The organism is Candidatus Bodocaedibacter vickermanii (assembly GCF_014896945.1).
In the GTDB taxonomy this organism is placed as follows: Bacteria; Pseudomonadota; Alphaproteobacteria; order UBA6184; family UBA6184; genus Bodonicaedibacter; species Bodonicaedibacter vickermanii.
In genome coordinates this window covers 169340-184754 of the sequence record NZ_CP054719.1, presented here as the reverse complement: position 1 = coordinate 184754, position 15415 = coordinate 169340, and the positions used below count along the sequence as shown (strand labels likewise).

General features: G+C 40.6%; 19 protein-coding genes. 6 read left to right on the top strand and 13 right to left on the bottom strand.

Going from position 1 to position 15415, the window contains the following annotated elements:
- Positions 1-122 precede the first annotated feature (122 nt).
- The 4 genes from proS to recG are packed head-to-tail and all read left to right on the top strand — an operon-like array spanning position 123 to position 5446.
- Positions 123-1418: a proline--tRNA ligase gene (proS, locus tag CPBP_RS00915; RefSeq protein WP_350332184.1), complete on the top strand. Its 1296-nt coding sequence runs from the start codon at positions 123-125 to the stop codon at positions 1416-1418.
- Positions 1415-2662, top strand: coding sequence for a lipoprotein-releasing ABC transporter permease subunit (locus tag CPBP_RS00910; protein ID WP_350332183.1), 1248 nt, complete (start codon positions 1415-1417; stop codon positions 2660-2662). The genes proS and CPBP_RS00910 overlap by 4 nt, the downstream gene beginning before the upstream one ends.
- The gene (locus CPBP_RS00905; RefSeq protein ID WP_350332182.1) at positions 2655-3362 is read left to right on the top strand and encodes an ABC transporter ATP-binding protein; all 708 of its coding nucleotides are present in this window, start codon (positions 2655-2657) and stop codon (positions 3360-3362) included. The genes CPBP_RS00910 and CPBP_RS00905 overlap by 8 nt, the downstream gene beginning before the upstream one ends.
- On the top strand, positions 3335-5446 hold the full coding sequence (gene recG / locus CPBP_RS00900) for an ATP-dependent DNA helicase RecG (protein WP_350332181.1): 2112 nt from the start codon (positions 3335-3337) through the stop codon (positions 5444-5446). Before CPBP_RS00905 ends, recG begins: the two co-directional genes overlap by 28 nt.
- 233 nt (positions 5447-5679) lie before the next feature.
- On the opposite strand, the gene CPBP_RS00895 is transcribed toward recG, so the two are convergent.
- The 4 genes from CPBP_RS00895 to CPBP_RS00880 form a co-directional block, all read right to left on the bottom strand.
- Positions 5680-6039, bottom strand: coding sequence for a hypothetical protein (locus tag CPBP_RS00895; protein ID WP_350332180.1), 360 nt, complete (start codon positions 6037-6039; stop codon positions 5680-5682).
- 16 nt (positions 6040-6055) lie between these two features.
- A complete protein-coding gene (locus CPBP_RS00890) occupies positions 6056-6232 on the bottom strand; it encodes a hypothetical protein (protein WP_350332179.1) in 177 nt (58 codons plus the stop codon).
- Between the two features lie 720 nt (positions 6233-6952).
- Entirely contained in the window at positions 6953-7477 is a 525-nt protein-coding gene (locus tag CPBP_RS00885; protein WP_350332178.1) for a hypothetical protein, read from the bottom strand.
- Between the two features lie 125 nt (positions 7478-7602).
- Positions 7603-8013 carry a hypothetical protein gene (locus CPBP_RS00880; RefSeq protein ID WP_350332177.1) on the bottom strand — a complete coding sequence of 137 codons (411 nt, stop codon included), beginning with the start codon at positions 8011-8013 and terminating at the stop codon, positions 7603-7605.
- Positions 8014-8100: 87 nt separating this feature from the next.
- Between CPBP_RS00880 and CPBP_RS00875 the strand changes: the two genes are divergently transcribed.
- Positions 8101-8523, top strand: coding sequence for a hypothetical protein (locus tag CPBP_RS00875; protein WP_350332176.1), 423 nt, complete (start codon positions 8101-8103; stop codon positions 8521-8523).
- Between the two features lie 44 nt (positions 8524-8567).
- A complete protein-coding gene (locus tag CPBP_RS00870; RefSeq protein ID WP_350332175.1) occupies positions 8568-9614 on the top strand; it encodes a hypothetical protein in 1047 nt (348 codons plus the stop codon).
- Position 9615: 1 nt separating this feature from the next.
- Here CPBP_RS00870 and CPBP_RS00865 read toward each other — a convergent pair whose 3' ends face one another.
- The 9 genes from CPBP_RS00865 to CPBP_RS00825 form a co-directional block, all read right to left on the bottom strand.
- Positions 9616-9981 (bottom strand): hypothetical protein, encoded by a 366-nt coding sequence (locus tag CPBP_RS00865; protein WP_350332174.1) that lies wholly within the window; start codon positions 9979-9981, stop codon positions 9616-9618.
- A 56-nt stretch (positions 9982-10037) separates the two neighbouring features.
- Complete coding sequence (locus CPBP_RS00860; protein ID WP_350332173.1) at positions 10038-10469, bottom strand: cell wall hydrolase; 432 nt, start codon at positions 10467-10469, stop codon at positions 10038-10040.
- A complete protein-coding gene (locus CPBP_RS00855; RefSeq protein WP_350332172.1) occupies positions 10466-10588 on the bottom strand; it encodes a hypothetical protein in 123 nt (40 codons plus the stop codon). The genes CPBP_RS00860 and CPBP_RS00855 overlap by 4 nt, the downstream gene beginning before the upstream one ends.
- 47 nt (positions 10589-10635) lie before the next feature.
- The gene (locus tag CPBP_RS00850; protein WP_350331953.1) at positions 10636-11757 is read right to left on the bottom strand and encodes an IS4 family transposase; all 1122 of its coding nucleotides are present in this window, start codon (positions 11755-11757) and stop codon (positions 10636-10638) included.
- 17 nt (positions 11758-11774) lie between these two features.
- Positions 11775-12542 carry a hypothetical protein gene (locus CPBP_RS00845; protein ID WP_350332171.1) on the bottom strand — a complete coding sequence of 256 codons (768 nt, stop codon included), beginning with the start codon at positions 12540-12542 and terminating at the stop codon, positions 11775-11777.
- 315 nt (positions 12543-12857) lie between these two features.
- On the bottom strand, positions 12858-14270 hold the full coding sequence (locus tag CPBP_RS00840; RefSeq protein WP_350332170.1) for a hypothetical protein: 1413 nt from the start codon (positions 14268-14270) through the stop codon (positions 12858-12860).
- A complete protein-coding gene (locus CPBP_RS00835; RefSeq protein ID WP_350332169.1) occupies positions 14267-14605 on the bottom strand; it encodes a hypothetical protein in 339 nt (112 codons plus the stop codon). Before CPBP_RS00835 ends, CPBP_RS00840 begins: the two co-directional genes overlap by 4 nt.
- On the bottom strand, positions 14605-14958 hold the full coding sequence (locus CPBP_RS00830; protein WP_350332168.1) for a hypothetical protein: 354 nt from the start codon (positions 14956-14958) through the stop codon (positions 14605-14607). Before CPBP_RS00830 ends, CPBP_RS00835 begins: the two co-directional genes overlap by 1 nt.
- A gap of 89 nt (positions 14959-15047) precedes the next feature.
- The gene (locus CPBP_RS00825; protein ID WP_350332167.1) at positions 15048-15383 is read right to left on the bottom strand and encodes a head-tail adaptor protein; all 336 of its coding nucleotides are present in this window, start codon (positions 15381-15383) and stop codon (positions 15048-15050) included.
- Positions 15384-15415: the final 32 nt, after the last annotated feature.

Sequence of the window (15415 nt, the reverse complement as noted above, 5' to 3'; positions counted from 1 at the left end):
TAATAACAAAAGAAATGATTCTTCTTAATAAAAAGAAATTTTTAAACATAGTTGTTGATTTTTCATTTCAAATGCGTCCTGAAGCGAATATAATGTATTTTAAATTAAATAGAAAGTTCGTTATGCGTTTATCTCGTTATTTTTTACCTTTGATGAAAGAAACACCAGCAGACGCTCAAATTATATCCCATCGTTTAATGCACAGAGCTGGATTGATCCATAAGACAAGTGCTGGGATTTATAGCTGGTTACCCTTAGGCTTACGTGTTCTTGAAAACATTGAACGTATTGTTCGTGAAGAACAGGATCGTATTGGCAATCATTACATCAAAATGTCGACCATTCAACCGGCGGATCTTTGGATTGAAAGCGGACGGTATGATGCGTATGGTAAAGAAATGTTACGCATAAAAGATCGCCATGATCGTGATTTTTTATATGGACCAACCAATGAAGAACAAGTAACGGATATTGTTCGAACGCATCTGAAAAGCTACAAAGATTTACCGTTAAATTTGTATCAGATTCAGTGGAAATTCCGCGATGAGATTAGACCCCGTTTTGGTGTTATGAGAGGTCGTGAATTTTTAATGAAAGATGGATATTCTTTTGACGTTGATTTTGAGTCAGCAAAGAAAACCTACCAAAGTATCTTTCAATCCTATTTGCGTACATTCCGCAGGCTTGGTTTAACAGCGATTCCGGTACAAGCGGATTCTGGAGCCATTGGTGGAAACATGAGCCACGAGTTCCAAATTTTGGCTGAAACAGGCGAAAGCACAGTATACTATGATAAGCGATATGAAGAATTAGCCAACAGTGCAAATATCGATTTTGACGAATTAAGCAGTTTATATGCGGTAGAATCTGAAAAGCATGATCCTGCCACCTGCCCCATTCCTGAAGACCAATTGTTGGTTAAGAAGGGAATTGAAGTCGGGCATATTTTCTATTTTGGAACAAAATATTCAGAGGTCATGGGGTTAAAAGTTACAGGGTCTGACGGTAAACCATTCCATCCAGAAATGGGATCTTACGGTATTGGTGTTAGCCGTTTAGTAGGCGCGATTATTGAGGCATCTCATGATGATAAAGGAATTGTTTGGCCAGAAGCTGTGGCACCGTTTAAAGTGATGATTATCGACCTAGTAAATTCAGATGATGCAACGATGTCCATGGGCTGTCAGTTGCATAAAGCCTTAATCAGTATGGGCATAGACGTCTTGTATGATGATCGCAATGAACGTCCTGGTGTTAAGTTTGCGACAGCTGATTTGATCGGTATTCCGTATCATGTGATCGTTGGAAAACGATCTACTGAAACAGGATTGGTTGAGTTGAAGCATCGAAAAACGGGTCAAGTTCAAGAAATGACCCTTGACCATATCATCGAGAAGTTTAATAAGGATAAGTCATGAGCCGTATTTCGTGGGTCATAGCACGCCGATATTTTAAAAGCCGTAAAAGCGACGGATTTGTGTCGATGATGAGTGGATTTTCAATGGTGGGGATTGCTTTGGGCGTTGCCACATTGATTGTCGTGATGGCTGTTATGACGGGGTTACGTGATGATTTAATGGATAGAGTCCTGGGATTCAGAGGGCATTTAAACATAGTTCCAGTCTCTGGCACCGTGGAATTGAAAAACTATCTTCCCCTACAACAAGAGCTTTCTAAATATCCGTTTGTGACATCTGCTGTTCCGGTATTAGAACAACACACACTGATTACGATTAAGGATCATTTTCAAGGTGCCATTGTTCACGGTATGAATTTTAATGATTTGAAAACACAATCTTTAGTTGGGCAAAAAGTCATCATGGGGGAAATTCCATTAGATGAAAAGGCAACGGGTGTTGGTATCGGAAAGATTATGGCTGAAAAATTCGGATTGGATATTGGGGATCAAATTACCTTTGTAAACCCGATGGGGGTTCAAGGTCCGTTTGGGCCAATGCCACGAACTGGGACGTATTCCGTTGCATTTATATTCGATGTTGGGTACCGCGAATTGGATGCTAACTTTGTATTTATGCCATTACCGATTGCTCAATCATTTTATAACTTTGAAGGTGCAGTCACAGGGATTGAGGTTCGTGTAGATAATCCTGATAATGCAGAAAGCTTTGCAACGGATCTAAGGCACGCATCCGAAGATCGTTATAATGTATATGATTGGCAGAAAATTAATACAGGGTTTGTTGCATCATTAAAAATTCAACAACAGATTTTTTTCTTGATATTAAGCCTGATTATTTTAATTGCAGCCTTTAATATTATTTCAAGTTTAACGATGTTAGTACAACGCAAAACAAAAGACATTGCAATCTTGCGCACCATGGGTATGGGACGCAATGCATTGATTCAAATCTTTATGATTATGGGATCATTGATTGGAATCGTTGGAACGATGCTTGGGGTTGGGTTAGGATTGTTATTATCATTCAATTTAAATACGATTCGTCTGTGGATTGAAAAAATAATTGGCGTTCGATTGTATCATGCTGATGTCTATTGGTTAGTACATTTACCTGCAAAAGTCGTCACCAGTGATGTTATAACGATCACGTGTATGTCATTGTTAATCTCATTTCTTGCGACATTATACCCTGCCTGGCGAGCAGCAAAATTAGATCCAGTGGAGGCTCTTCGTTATGAATAAGAAACAACCTTATGTAAGTATAACTGGATTAAAGAAAGTCTATGGTGCAAAGCAAAATCAACTGTTGGTGCTGGATGATGTTGAATTAGAATTGTATCCTGGGGAAATCGTTGGGTTGGTAGCCCCTTCAGGAACTGGAAAATCAACCCTGTTGCATCAAATTGGTTTGTTAGAAAAACCAACCGCAGGTGACATTCGGATTATGGATTCGATGACGGCAAAATTATCGGACAAAGATCGCACGTCGTTGCGGTTGAATCATTTGGGATTTGTATATCAGTTTCATCATTTGTTGCCTGAGTTTACGGCATTGGAAAACATCATGATGCCCCAGTTAATTCAAGGAACAGATTATAAAGAAGCAAAAGAACGCGCCCTATTTTTATTGGAACGTTTGAATGTTCATCATCGGTATACGCATCGCCCGTCTGAATTATCTGGCGGAGAGCAACAGCGTGTAGCAATTTTAAGGGCATTGGCGAATGCTCCCAGTATCCTATTGGCGGATGAGCCCACTGGAAATTTAGACGAAGATACGGCACAGATTGTATTTGAGGAATTGATTCATCTGGTGCGAACACATAATATGACAGCATTGATTGCAACGCATAACTTAGCCTTGGCTAAAAAAATGGATCGAGTGATTACAATTAAGGAGCGGAAAGTAAGACCGTGGATATCACCATCAGACCCGATTTAATACTGTTTGAACCGATTGCGCGTCGGTTAAAATTATCCCCTTACCACAAGGGGATTTTGTCGCGTCTGAACATTTTTACGGTTAAAGATCTATTATTTCATTTACCAAACTCTGTTCAATCTAGGCGTTTTTTTGAAACAATTCAGGATTTAAAAACGTTTTATTCTGACCCCAAAAACATATCAATAAAGGCTGGAATTGTTGGCGAGGTTGTTGTTCATGAAACGACCAAGGTGAACCATATTCCAACCCGCGTTGTTGTAAAGGATGCAACGGGAGGAATGGAGATTATATTCTTTCATATCAAACCGTCATACCTGCTGACCAAATTACCTGTGGGACGACGTTTTGCCTTTGGAGGTGCAATCAATACTTATCTGGGACGCATTCACATGGTGCAGCCGGATGTCATTTTAGACCCACTTCAAAAAAGTACCTTAGACGGCAACGATCGAATTTATGGATTGACAAAAGGGTTGAGTCAGAATTTCTTTCGAAAAATAATGCCAAGTATTATTGGGGCATTACCAAATATTCCTGAATGGGATGACGCGACTGTTAAAGACCACAATTGGCCAAATTGGACAATTGCTATAAAATCATTGCATACTGCTGATTCAGATATGGATTTAGCGCCAACAACCCCTGCCCGCCAACGACTAGCTTATGATGAATTTTTGGCTCATCAAGTATCGATGATTTTAATAAAGCAAGCCTATCATCGTGCTGCAGGAATTCCAAAGCTATGCCAGGGAGCCTTGGTGCAAAAAGCATTAGAACTTATTCCGTTTAAGTTAACGAATGCTCAGGTGATGGCGCTTAACCAAACATTGGACGATTTAAAAGATACGCATCAAATGCATCGATTAATTCAAGGAGACGTGGGGAGTGGTAAAACAATTGTGGCGTTATTGGCGATGTTGCATACTGTAGAGTCTGGATTTCAAGCGACATTATTGGCACCAACGGATATTTTGGCGCGTCAACATTTTGCAACGATCAAGCCTATGTGTGATCAATTAGGGGTTGAGATTCGCTTATTCACAGGTCGCGATAAAACAAAAGAACGACGTATAAATAATGAAGATTTGCAATCGGGGAAAATTCAAATTGCCGTTGGAACCCACGCATTGATTCAAGAAACCATACAGTTTCAAAATTTAGGACTGACCGTGATTGATGAGCAACATAAGTTTGGAGTGGCTCAGCGTGCTGCTTTATCTGAAAAAGGACACTTTATTGATACCTTATTCATGAGTGCGACGCCAATTCCACGAACGATTGTGTTGGCACGATATGGTGATTTAGATGTATCGATCATTGGGGAAAAACCCCCAGGGCGTAAGGATATTAAAACATTGGTGATGCCAGTGACAAAGGAAGCAGAATTGATTGCGTCTCTTGATCGGTCTATCAATACTGGGAATCAGATTTATTGGGTGTGCCCGTTGATTGAAGAATCCGAGGTGTTAGACCTGACGGCATCAGAAGATCGTTACAAACAGTTGTGTGAAGCCCTGCCCCACCGTCGAATTGGAATGGTGCACGGACGCATGAAAGGACCTGAAAAAGATGCCGTGATGGCAGAATTCAAGCAAGGAAATTTAGATATTCTTGTTGCCACAACCGTCATTGAAGTGGGTGTTGATGTTCCAAAAGCAACGGTTATGGTCATTGAACATGCGGAACGGTTTGGATTAGCTCAGTTACATCAACTGCGTGGGCGCATCGGTCGTAATGATCAAGAGTCAACTTGTATTTTATTGTATGCCCCTAACCCAACGGAGATTGCTCAATCGCGCTTAAAAATCATGCGCGAAACCAATGATGGTTTCAAAATTGCCGAAGAAGATTTAAAACTGCGTGGTGGCGGTGAAGTCGCCAGCACTCGTCAAAGCGGATTTCCAGATTATATCTTTGGAGACCCTTTTGAACACCGACAATTGATGGAGCTTGCCTATAACAACGCAACAAAACTACTTAAAGAAAATCCCGATTTAAGTGGTATAACTGGCGATGCTGTTCGCCTGTTATTGAAGCTCTACAACCGGGATGATACCTTACGTTATGTCCGATCTGGCTAGCAACCTGGCAACGTGCCGTTGCATCCATTGCCTAGATCCGAGCAACGTGCCGTTGCATCCGTTAGTTAGGCAGATCCGATGTGGTCTGTGACACGGATTCCATAAAGCAAGTTTGCAACCAATTAGAAATTTATTCGCATACCCCTATTGAGTCCAGCGTCACGCTGGCAACCTGCGGTTGCATCCATTGCCTAGATCCGAGCAACGTGCCGTTGCATCCAACTTGCGCAGGTTCATTTTATTCGTGATGAGCTGTAAATCTGAGTTGATTCCAACTGTTTCTTTTCTTTTGAAAGCTTTTTGATCTCTCGTTTCAATTTTATTAATTCCTGGGCATATTTTTTGCGGTTAATTTCTTTTTGCAGTTGAAATACTTTCAAAGCATCGCTTTCTGGTTTATTTAAGTCCCGTTGATCGCTATACTTCAATAATATTAAACACTCTCGAATAGTCTCCTGTCTTTCGTGACTGGATTGGATTCTACTCTCAATACGCTGAAGATTAGCCTGATACTGTTGAGTTGGTGAATGTGGTTCTGCTGCGGATAAAGTTGAAAATGAGCTTACCATAAGCGTAATAAGAAATCGATTCATAATGCGTCTCCTTATATCAAAGCTCATGATAAGCAATAAACGTTAACATCTTATTAATTTGGTAAGTTTTGTGTCTATTTTTAGATGTTAAGACGTTTGCCGAAATACCCTCCTCAATTTCAGCAAGGTTTGATTCCAGTTGGCGCCGGTATGCTTCAGCTGGGGGCGCAAGGCTTCGTGTGCGAGATTGCATCCATCTGATTTTTCACCGTTTCAAAACATTAGTAATTAAAACAGTCTCTACGTTTTATTGTGTAATCCGTGTCGGATCACATCGGATATAGCGATTGAGTCCAGAGTCACGCTGGCAACGTGCCGTTGCATCCGTTAGCTTAGATCCGATTGGTTCTTGACACGAATTATAAGAAAAAGCGCTGCCGTTAATCTGGGATTAATAAAGGTTAATAGTTAGTTAACGCGATTTTTTTACCACCCCCCGCCCTAGTCACCCTCAGTGACCTTCGGGTGGGGGGACAAAACCCACTCCTTAAATCGAGACTAAATAGACGAAGCAATCCGTCTTTTCTTCACGAAACGGTGGGCTAAAAATAAACTATGCAAGTGCACTAAAGATAGAATATCGTACAAACGTTAACAGACAATGAATAAAAGAAGATTGTTTTCAACGTGACGCCAGGGATGATCCCTGACCCCATTAGGTGAAGAGTTTTTAAAAGTTGAAATTACTGAATTGTCGCAACGTTGTTTTTTGTAATCCGTGTCGTGCCGTTGCACCAGCGTGACGCTGGACTCAATAGAGTTATAGGAATAAATTAACGTTGTGTTTCACAATCCGTGTCAGATCACACTCGATCTAACTCATCGGGTGCAGCCTCAGGCTGCTTTGTAATCCGTGTCAGAACGAATTGGATCTAGCTATAGGGTGCAACCTCAGGTTGCCAGCGTCACGCTGCTATTTGGAACTTTGTTTTAAGGCTCCTGTTAATAAATCAATCAAATGTGATTCTTTTTCTTTGCTGCCACGGGATGATCCAAATTCAAAGGCATATGCATCTTTTAAACAGGAGCCAAAAATACCTGCAATGGTGGATACGATGCCGATGACCTCACCTGACAATGACATTTTGAAAATCGTCAGCGCAGCTAAGCATCCTAATAAACCTAATAACGCGCTTAAAACCATAATATCTCCTCTAAAATTTCTTCGACCGGATTGAAATAATGACGTATCCCGATGACGAGCATTTGCACGATCTTCAACCATCAACTTATCAATCTCACGCTGAAATTGAAGTTGTGCTTCGGGTGAATTTCGCAATGTATTTCGCATATGGTTAATATCGTTCGTGCCCGTTAAGCTTTGTGCCGTTTCGACAATGCGTTCCGCAACGTCTCCAGACTCATTTCCACCCACTAATTTTGCAATTACTGGGGCAAATTCTAAAAGGCCTAAAGCCATAGTTACAAATGATGACATGTTTAGTTCTCCTTATGTTTAAATAAAAAAATCCTCCGAAATGGAGGATGGTTAATGGCTGACAATTGCAAGCCGTGGGTTAATATCGGGTCTATACGTTATCTAAAACGTGTTACCGAAACTGTCTATTTAATCGTTATTTTCCATTTTTCAAAAATAGTGTGAGCTTTTTGTTGTTGCTTCTTCGTTGCGGTAGCGTTAGCAACAATATCCACCAAAAAAAAGACTGCTCTGCCTTTAAAATCTGAGCCACATTTTCCAAGGCCTTCAATTGCTAGCAATTTCCAATCCAAATCCTCATCACCTTGTGTGTTATTTAAAATAGTAGCGTATGCATTTGCTGCAAGGTCAAACTGCTGAAGCTTTAACAAGCTATCCGCGTGAGACAGTCTGATTTCTAGCGTTTTGTTAAGATCAGTTGCTATTGAGTGATAACGTTGAATGTTAGGCTCCTCTGATTTTGATTGCAGCAAATTTGCGCCTTTCATCGGGGAAAAAGCAATAAGTAGCATTAGTATTGAACTGTGTTTTAGCATGATGTTAAGTCCTTATCTTATAATGTTAATGTATTGTTAAGCAGATTCAAGCTATAGTGTTATTTAAGCATAGAATGGAAAAAAACAATGAAACAAAATATTCTATTTTTAATCACACTTTTTATCTTAAACTCTACTGTTACCCTTGCCGCAGATCTTCAAACGCCTTTAGATGAAAACTCTGCTTTAGATTCTGCAACAACTGCACCTGTTTCACATAAAACGGTAAAACGTCCACCTCCTTTGGAGTTTCCAAAAAGTTTTGGCTTGGCATCCGATAGTGTTCTATCTAAAATCACACTCAAAATCAGCCAAGTTGCTATATCCGGAAAAGACACCATACTTCAAATTTTCACACACCAAAATATGGATGCTTTGAAAGTATTTGTGATCTCAGCGACCCTTACATGTTTGTGGGTGACAGGCGAGATTATAACGTGGACATTTGGTGCATTAAACTCTTTACGAAAAGCAGTTTTAGCGCCAAAATCTGCCACAAAAACAGCTTAATTCTTATTATGAGATGGATCATTTTTTTATGCATAATAGTATGCATGCTTGTTCATATCGATCCAACATCAGCCGCTGCTCTTAATACAGAGTGGCGGTTAGATTATACGACGGGTGAAAGTGTCCTGGTGGATTCGACTAATAAAATATTAGAACGGAATCTTCCTGAAAGTGTATCTGACCTTAGGATTTCTGATGAACATTCAGATTTTGTTTTAGGAGACGTTCATTACACACGCAAAAGCGGGACTCCACTGATCTTAATATTTCAGTCAGAATTATACATCGATACATTATCTCATCAAGATGATGAAACCTTAGAACTTAAAGTATTCATATATCGATATTGTTTTTTTGCAAATAAATCTTATCATCTACCCTCAGAAATTAAATCTATAACACCGTATACACTGTTGCCTGAAAATACAACATACTCTGACATTGAAATAGATGAGCCGTCGTTAAGTGTTATGTTTACGTATAAAGCCCACCATAAGCGCCCGTTGGACGGTTCAGACTGCGTATGCTCTCGCCGACTGACAGCAGCTACTCATCGAACGTTATTGGGGTATAAGTATGCCGACGAACAACTAGAATGTTATCCAATATACCATTTAACTGCCTTTCATGAAGGATATGAAGTACTGAATAAAGAGTTTACATCCACTCAACCCGTACCGTATCGCCGGTGTGATGTAAGTAGAGGGCGTTTGGATCAATCCAGCATCGAACATATTGCGCCCGATCGTATATCGATTATCACAGCAGAAGAATGGCTTCGTCCAGATACTAGCGTTCCTATTCAACTTTCACGACGTATAGAGCTGCCAGTAACAACTGAAGCAAACTATGAACATGACGATGTTAACCTTCGTTCCAATAAATTATCCAGATCGTTTGTACGGTATAATTCGGATACCATCATACTTTCAGAAACATCTGAAGTTATTGCATATTTTGAAATGTTTGCAATACATGATTTAACGAAGCCCTTGAGGTATAAACGTCCTGGTGGAGCGATTTACACAAGAGACCCCATCTCATTTAGCGATGATGAAGAGGATGGGGATATTGGGTTTGAATTGCTATAAATTACATATTAGGTATGTACATGTGTATAAAAATTTTAATATTCTTCAACTCTTTTGAACCAAGGCGCTCGTGCTGTTCTTCCGACATACTCTTGAAAAGTGGATTCAGAAGTGCTATTGCGGATTCAGCTTTAACTGTAGCCTCAGTAATTTTCCCGCAATTAATTAAATGAGAAATCTCTGCTTGTAATGAGTGTACATATAAACGCAACGCCATCATAGTTTGATCATTCGCCGAAGCTGAATAAGCAGCGATCAATAGATTTAAGTCAGCATTCGGGTCCATAGCGTCTTCACCCAAAGCATCAGCTGCAGACAGGTTAGATACAATTATTCCCATTGCAAGAAATAATGATTTAATAGTCATGTGATATTTGTTTCCTTTATTATTTTAAACACCCACAACTATATATTAATAATCTTCTATTTTTTAGATATTAATCGATAGAATCTATGAGTTCCAACATCAATAACTGGGTGTTTTTCTAATGCCCACGAGGGCGGACTAAGCCATACTGCGTGATAATGATCTGATCCATTAACAACGTCCTCACCCCTGCTTGCTAAAAATTCCTCTGCAATCATTCTGCATAACGAATAGGTTTCATCAGTTATGTTTGAAGATAACAGTAGTTTTAAATTTGGATCATTTTTATTCCAGCATGAAAACTGATACGGTTTTAAACAGACCTCTCTGGGTGTTTGTCCAAAATACGACGGTTGAATGCGCCAACGATTCCAAATCACACTAGCCACGGCCTCTAATCCGATTAGCCCAACTTTTGCAACTTCGCCCCTTGCCTCACCATATAATGTGCGTGCGACAATGTCTGCATCTGAAAATGTATCGATCATGCGATGCTCCTTAATGTTGGTTTACCTTTGCGTCGTAACGTTAATGTGCCCTCATAAGTTCCATCTTTTCGAACAAAGGATTCAGATTGATACGCCTGAATCCAAGTATCATCGCCCATCTGAGTCGTTAATTCGCAGGGGATTTCCCCACAACTGTTGAAAGTGATCAGAAGAGGTGTTTAACAGCATCAAAGTTGCCCCCGGATAATAGTATCATCGACTTAACAAAGGATTTTTCAAGAGCAAGATTAAAACGAAACAGAGGGATTTTAAAACCTTGGAGTTTTGTTTTTATTTTATACGCTAAAAACACAAGCGCTGTAATTAATACCATATAAATATAAACTCTCATACCATTCATCGAGTGGCTTAAAAAATGCTTATATCCTAGGTTTTGTTTAATAAACTTAAAAAACACCTCGATATCCCATCGTCTGCGATAGAGCTCCGCAATTTCTAAAGCACTCATATCGAATAGGTTTGTTAAAAACCATAGTTCGTTTCCTTCTTTATTGAGCATCTTAATTAAGCGAAGAGATGTGGGAAGTGGGGCTTTGTTTCCTTTTGCATATAGGGCAACGGTTAAATCCTCCATAATAGGGCTGGATACTGAGTGTGTTTTAACTATGTGATACCGTCTTCCGACATTCAGCCGCGTTATAAATTTGTAGTCTTTGGCTTCAAACTCTCCAAACGTTCCAGCTTTACTAATCCCTCGATCGAAGAGTAAGATGTCTTCACTATCAACTCGAGCCTCATTAATGGCTCTAACAAGAGCCAAATCTTCGCTGGACTCTTCTTGTAACGTACAAAAGCGAATACTTGTTGGGAGTTGTTGCCGTAATCCTACACTGACTTTAATTTGACTGTCGGAGGCTTTCCCACCTATTTTTAAGCCATCTTTAATTAAACGACCAGACAAATTAATGATGGTTGAGTCAAACCGATGCAACGTTCGTTCATTGATGGTTCCAAGATCAGATGACAGCTTATTTACTAGTGTCCGGTAAATGGCTTCAAAATAACTCCACTTTATGTCCTTTAAACGTTTTGATATCCCACTATAGCTAACGGACGGAGTGGGTTCAAAATGATCGATCCCTTCGTTGATTAAGGTCTCCAACATTCGCAAGCTTGTTTTCTTTCCTAATAATATCAGCCGCATTAATCCTTTAAATATCAACTCTCCTGTTAGTTTTGTATTATATCGATTCACCCCGTAACTTGTTGCCAAGTCTTCTAAGTCGTCTTTCGTTACGAGCTCCATTATGCCTTCAATCGTTTCCATTGAAAATCCTAGCCTTTCTACTGTTTTCTCAACAATAGCTTCTTTTTATGATCACTTTCAACAGTTGTGGGGATTTCCCCCTGTTTAATTAAAGACATCAAGGGCAGAATTTTATGCCGTTCTGTTGGATCTATACATTGCACCCCGTACATAGAATTCACATCAAACAGATTAATGCGTTGCTCTAGTAATTCGTCATACGAATGAATGTTAATCTTTGTCTCAATATCGTTTGGAGTTAACGTCATGTACAAAGCATCCCCGACGTGTGCATCAGGACCAAGATACCCACCATAAGGATGAATATGTTTTCGTTTTGATGCGGCATTCGCCATTCTGTGATTTTCAACCGTTTGTTGATCCACAATACTGGTGCTGCACGTAAAATAGTTTTTGGTATACAGTATCTTGTTACTGGGTTGAGTTAGTTTAACCCCTATGCTTTCGTGATCCACGGCATGCCATGCTTTAATCACCAAGTCTATTGATGAACATCGTCCATACAGACGTTTGCGGTCTTTGTCCAACTGTTGATAAATAGGCGTTGGTGAATACTGTTGATCATCCACATTCACAGTTGCGGTAATCTCTTTATGGAGCACCATCGTTGGCTTTAATTCCACCTGAATACACAACCGCTCAGGAAATGGATGCCTGCATAGGGCTTGAAGTTTTCCGCCAGATCCTGTTTGCAGTAATGAAGGCCAGCTTATACGAGGCTTTCGTAACAGTTGATGGCGTCGTTCTTCCGATCGAACCAGTCGATTTATCCATCTGTTTAACATTTTATTCTCCTTGTGTTGTGACATAAAAAAAGCCCCCATACGTTTCCGTACAGGGGTGATGTGCCAACCTGCGGTTGGATTCGAGCAACGTGACGTTGCATCCAATGTGTTCGGGCACGGATTATAATTTTTTCCAACCGTATTTATAGCTAAACGCCCATAAAACAATTACGCGGCGCCCTTTGCTCCAGACTTTCTTCTAACGGATCCAACGGCACGTTGGCAGGGATGATCCCTGGATCCATTAGATAATGCGAATAACTTTATGAGTTGTCGTAATGTTATTTTTTCAATCCGTGTCAGATCATATCGGATCTACCTCATGAGTACAGCGTCACGCTGTACTGTGTATTTTTTTTCTAAATACTCTACTGATTCACTTAAAACTGGATGCAATCCGATTTCTAACTGAGTCATTGGAAAACCAGCAGCAAAGGTTTCAAATGGCAATGTTTTGTTCCGCTGATAATATTGGTATTGATCATCAGCATCACGCATCACTTTAACCCACGCAACGATGTAATCTGGCGTTTGTGGAGGAAGCACATGATCACCTGTTGTTTCTTTTAACGTTGCAGAGCTTCTCACCGAAAAGGCTTTGTCAGGTGCCCACATAAAGGTTACATCTGCCCACGTTATACCACCTTCATTCGATAGAACGAAACTAACAATGGGCCCTTCTATCGGCAATGATTGAATTCTTGAATCCAGAACCCTACACCAGTTTTGTGTACTAAGCTGGGTAACTGAGGTATCTTCGGTGACCAAAATCCTGCATTTTACCTGTGTGGTAAACGATCGATTCAAAGCATAGGCGTTCATCCATTGAATCAACTCTTGGATAAGTTCAGGCTCATTGGCAGACTCCATATCTTTAACTGTCAGTCCGATCGATTCACCAGATGCTTCTGTTGCCACTGTAACCGTGGTATGCGTTATGATGGGCATCGCCCAACTTAGCAACAGTTTAACAGAATATGCTTGATATGGAATACTGACCAGTTGATCATTCTTATCCAGAAATGTCAGGGATTTCGGCACACTTGCACGATGATACGTCGTCGGCAATAACTCTGCATGTTGAACATCATACCCTGCATGCGTGGCTTTATGGGCAATCTTTGTCCATTGATCTTCAAGGGCTGCACCAGAGTATGTTTCAATGTCGTGAAATAGCCTGCTAGTAATATGGGATCCAACATCCATCATGCCCGATTCCATACGATTATTTTGCAATTTGAATGACCCGGAAAGCCCCTTTAATGCCTGATCGATTGGCGTAATATAAAGGCTGTCTCGTTCATGTAATCCTTGTGTATCCCAGACAGTCAGCGGCTTATCTACGGAAACCCAACTTACAGAATGGGTCACCCGATCAATGTGCAGATGCCCTGCGTTAGCGCCTTCACACTCTTTGATATTTGCGGACAATTTAAAATCTTTGTTCAATTCTGAAATTATGGTTGAACGTTGAGTTTGAAACGTATCATCCAGTGCTATCGCTGTCCACGTACTTAACCCATCTTGAATGTGAGTGGGACGTTCATAAACGCGACCTTTAAAGATACATTCATCCTCTCGCCATAAGCTTACAGTTGATGCAGCAATAGCGTTTGTTGTCGGCAACTCCCACGTTAAGGTTGCGGGTTTTTCCTTGGACTGTTCCAACCGAAATGACACGACTCCGGGTACATCCATACCGTATTCGTTAAGAAGCGACCAACTCATGATGCCACCTCTGCAAACACATACCTCCAACTGTAATTAAAGTCCCAGGGGCTGTATTTATGTCCCCATTTTTCAAATCGAAATACGATAAGCTCATCAAATCCCCGCGGTTTAATCGTGACGCTATCCCCCACCTTTAGTGTACATTTTGGCAGAACATCACCGTTTCCAGATAGAGTTAACGTCCGCAGTTCGTGCCCCTCAATGACTGCATCACCTTGAATAGTTTTGCGAATGACAAGATGATCAGATCTACTTTCCCAGTGTTCTTGATATTCCCGGTCACTGTGTTTGGGAAACGATAATCCCTCAATCTTGGTATAGCGATCCGTCATTAGACCACCTCCATTGCGTAACGAATTAATACCGTACAGGTGACGTGTAAAGGATCCGTAGAAAACTGCGCAGTCTGTCCCCACCACTGAGTAAAAACATCCACGGGATCAGTAGTTCGAATTAACGTATGAAATTGATTCAACCACTGCAACATTGCTTGCATAGGAGTCTCTTTTGAGGGATAAAAAGTCACATTCAATGAAACCTCACAACTTTCTGGACGTTGAATCCATCGTTGGATATTCACCCCCATTACATTCGTTTGATCGGCGACATGGTGGCTTGCAATAACGGGAACCGATGGCCATTCTTGGCGCAAACGATCCATAAAATCGACGACGATATCTGTCATGATAGTTTTCCTTTTTTATTAAAAATAGGCAGCGTGGCAACCTGAGGTTGCATCCCATAGCCTAGATCCGATGTGCTTAGACACGGATTTCAGTTTTTACAAACCGTATTATCTATTGGATCCAACGTCACGTTGGCAGCGTCACGCTGTATGTTAAATTGAACTAATTGAGTGTCTGGAAAGCAGACGGGTGTTTGCATCAACATCCATACCTGATCATTCCATTGAATGCGCATGTTATCTGTATATTCAAATGGGGCGCGAACTGTAACACATGCCGTGGATTTTGAATTAAATTGAGGGCGAACGTCCGCCCAAACCTCACGTGTTGCATCCCAGGACTCTGGTTTTGAATGTCCCCAGGCATCATAAGTTCCAGCTGTGTTTACTAAAATTTGAATGCGATCTTTCCATCGTTTTGTCATAATCCGTCTCCTATTAAAAATATTTATTGCCT

Coding starts and splice junctions, on each gene's coding strand:
- proS (WP_350332184.1), top strand. CDS start 123: ATGCGTTTATCTCGTTATTTTTTACCTTTGATGAAAGAAACACCAGCA.
- CPBP_RS00910 (WP_350332183.1), top strand. CDS start 1,415: ATGAGCCGTATTTCGTGGGTCATAGCACGCCGATATTTTAAAAGCCGT.
- CPBP_RS00905 (WP_350332182.1), top strand. CDS start 2,655: ATGAATAAGAAACAACCTTATGTAAGTATAACTGGATTAAAGAAAGTC.
- CPBP_RS00895 (WP_350332180.1), bottom strand. CDS start 6,039: ATGAATCGATTTCTTATTACGCTTATGGTAAGCTCATTTTCAACTTTA.
- CPBP_RS00890 (WP_350332179.1), bottom strand. CDS start 6,232: ATGCAATCTCGCACACGAAGCCTTGCGCCCCCAGCTGAAGCATACCGG.
- CPBP_RS00885 (WP_350332178.1), bottom strand. CDS start 7,477: ATGTCATCATTTGTAACTATGGCTTTAGGCCTTTTAGAATTTGCCCCA.
- CPBP_RS00880 (WP_350332177.1), bottom strand. CDS start 8,013: ATGCTAAAACACAGTTCAATACTAATGCTACTTATTGCTTTTTCCCCG.
- CPBP_RS00875 (WP_350332176.1), top strand. CDS start 8,101: ATGAAACAAAATATTCTATTTTTAATCACACTTTTTATCTTAAACTCT.
- CPBP_RS00870 (WP_350332175.1), top strand. CDS start 8,568: ATGCTTGTTCATATCGATCCAACATCAGCCGCTGCTCTTAATACAGAG.
- CPBP_RS00865 (WP_350332174.1), bottom strand. CDS start 9,981: ATGACTATTAAATCATTATTTCTTGCAATGGGAATAATTGTATCTAAC.
- CPBP_RS00860 (WP_350332173.1), bottom strand. CDS start 10,469: ATGATCGATACATTTTCAGATGCAGACATTGTCGCACGCACATTATAT.
- CPBP_RS00855 (WP_350332172.1), bottom strand. CDS start 10,588: ATGGGCGATGATACTTGGATTCAGGCGTATCAATCTGAATCCTTTGTT.
- CPBP_RS00850 (WP_350331953.1), bottom strand. CDS start 11,757: ATGGAAACGATTGAAGGCATAATGGAGCTCGTAACGAAAGACGACTTA.
- CPBP_RS00845 (WP_350332171.1), bottom strand. CDS start 12,542: ATGTTAAACAGATGGATAAATCGACTGGTTCGATCGGAAGAACGACGC.
- CPBP_RS00840 (WP_350332170.1), bottom strand. CDS start 14,270: ATGAGTTGGTCGCTTCTTAACGAATACGGTATGGATGTACCCGGAGTC.
- CPBP_RS00835 (WP_350332169.1), bottom strand. CDS start 14,605: ATGACGGATCGCTATACCAAGATTGAGGGATTATCGTTTCCCAAACAC.
- CPBP_RS00830 (WP_350332168.1), bottom strand. CDS start 14,958: ATGACAGATATCGTCGTCGATTTTATGGATCGTTTGCGCCAAGAATGG.
- CPBP_RS00825 (WP_350332167.1), bottom strand. CDS start 15,383: ATGACAAAACGATGGAAAGATCGCATTCAAATTTTAGTAAACACAGCT.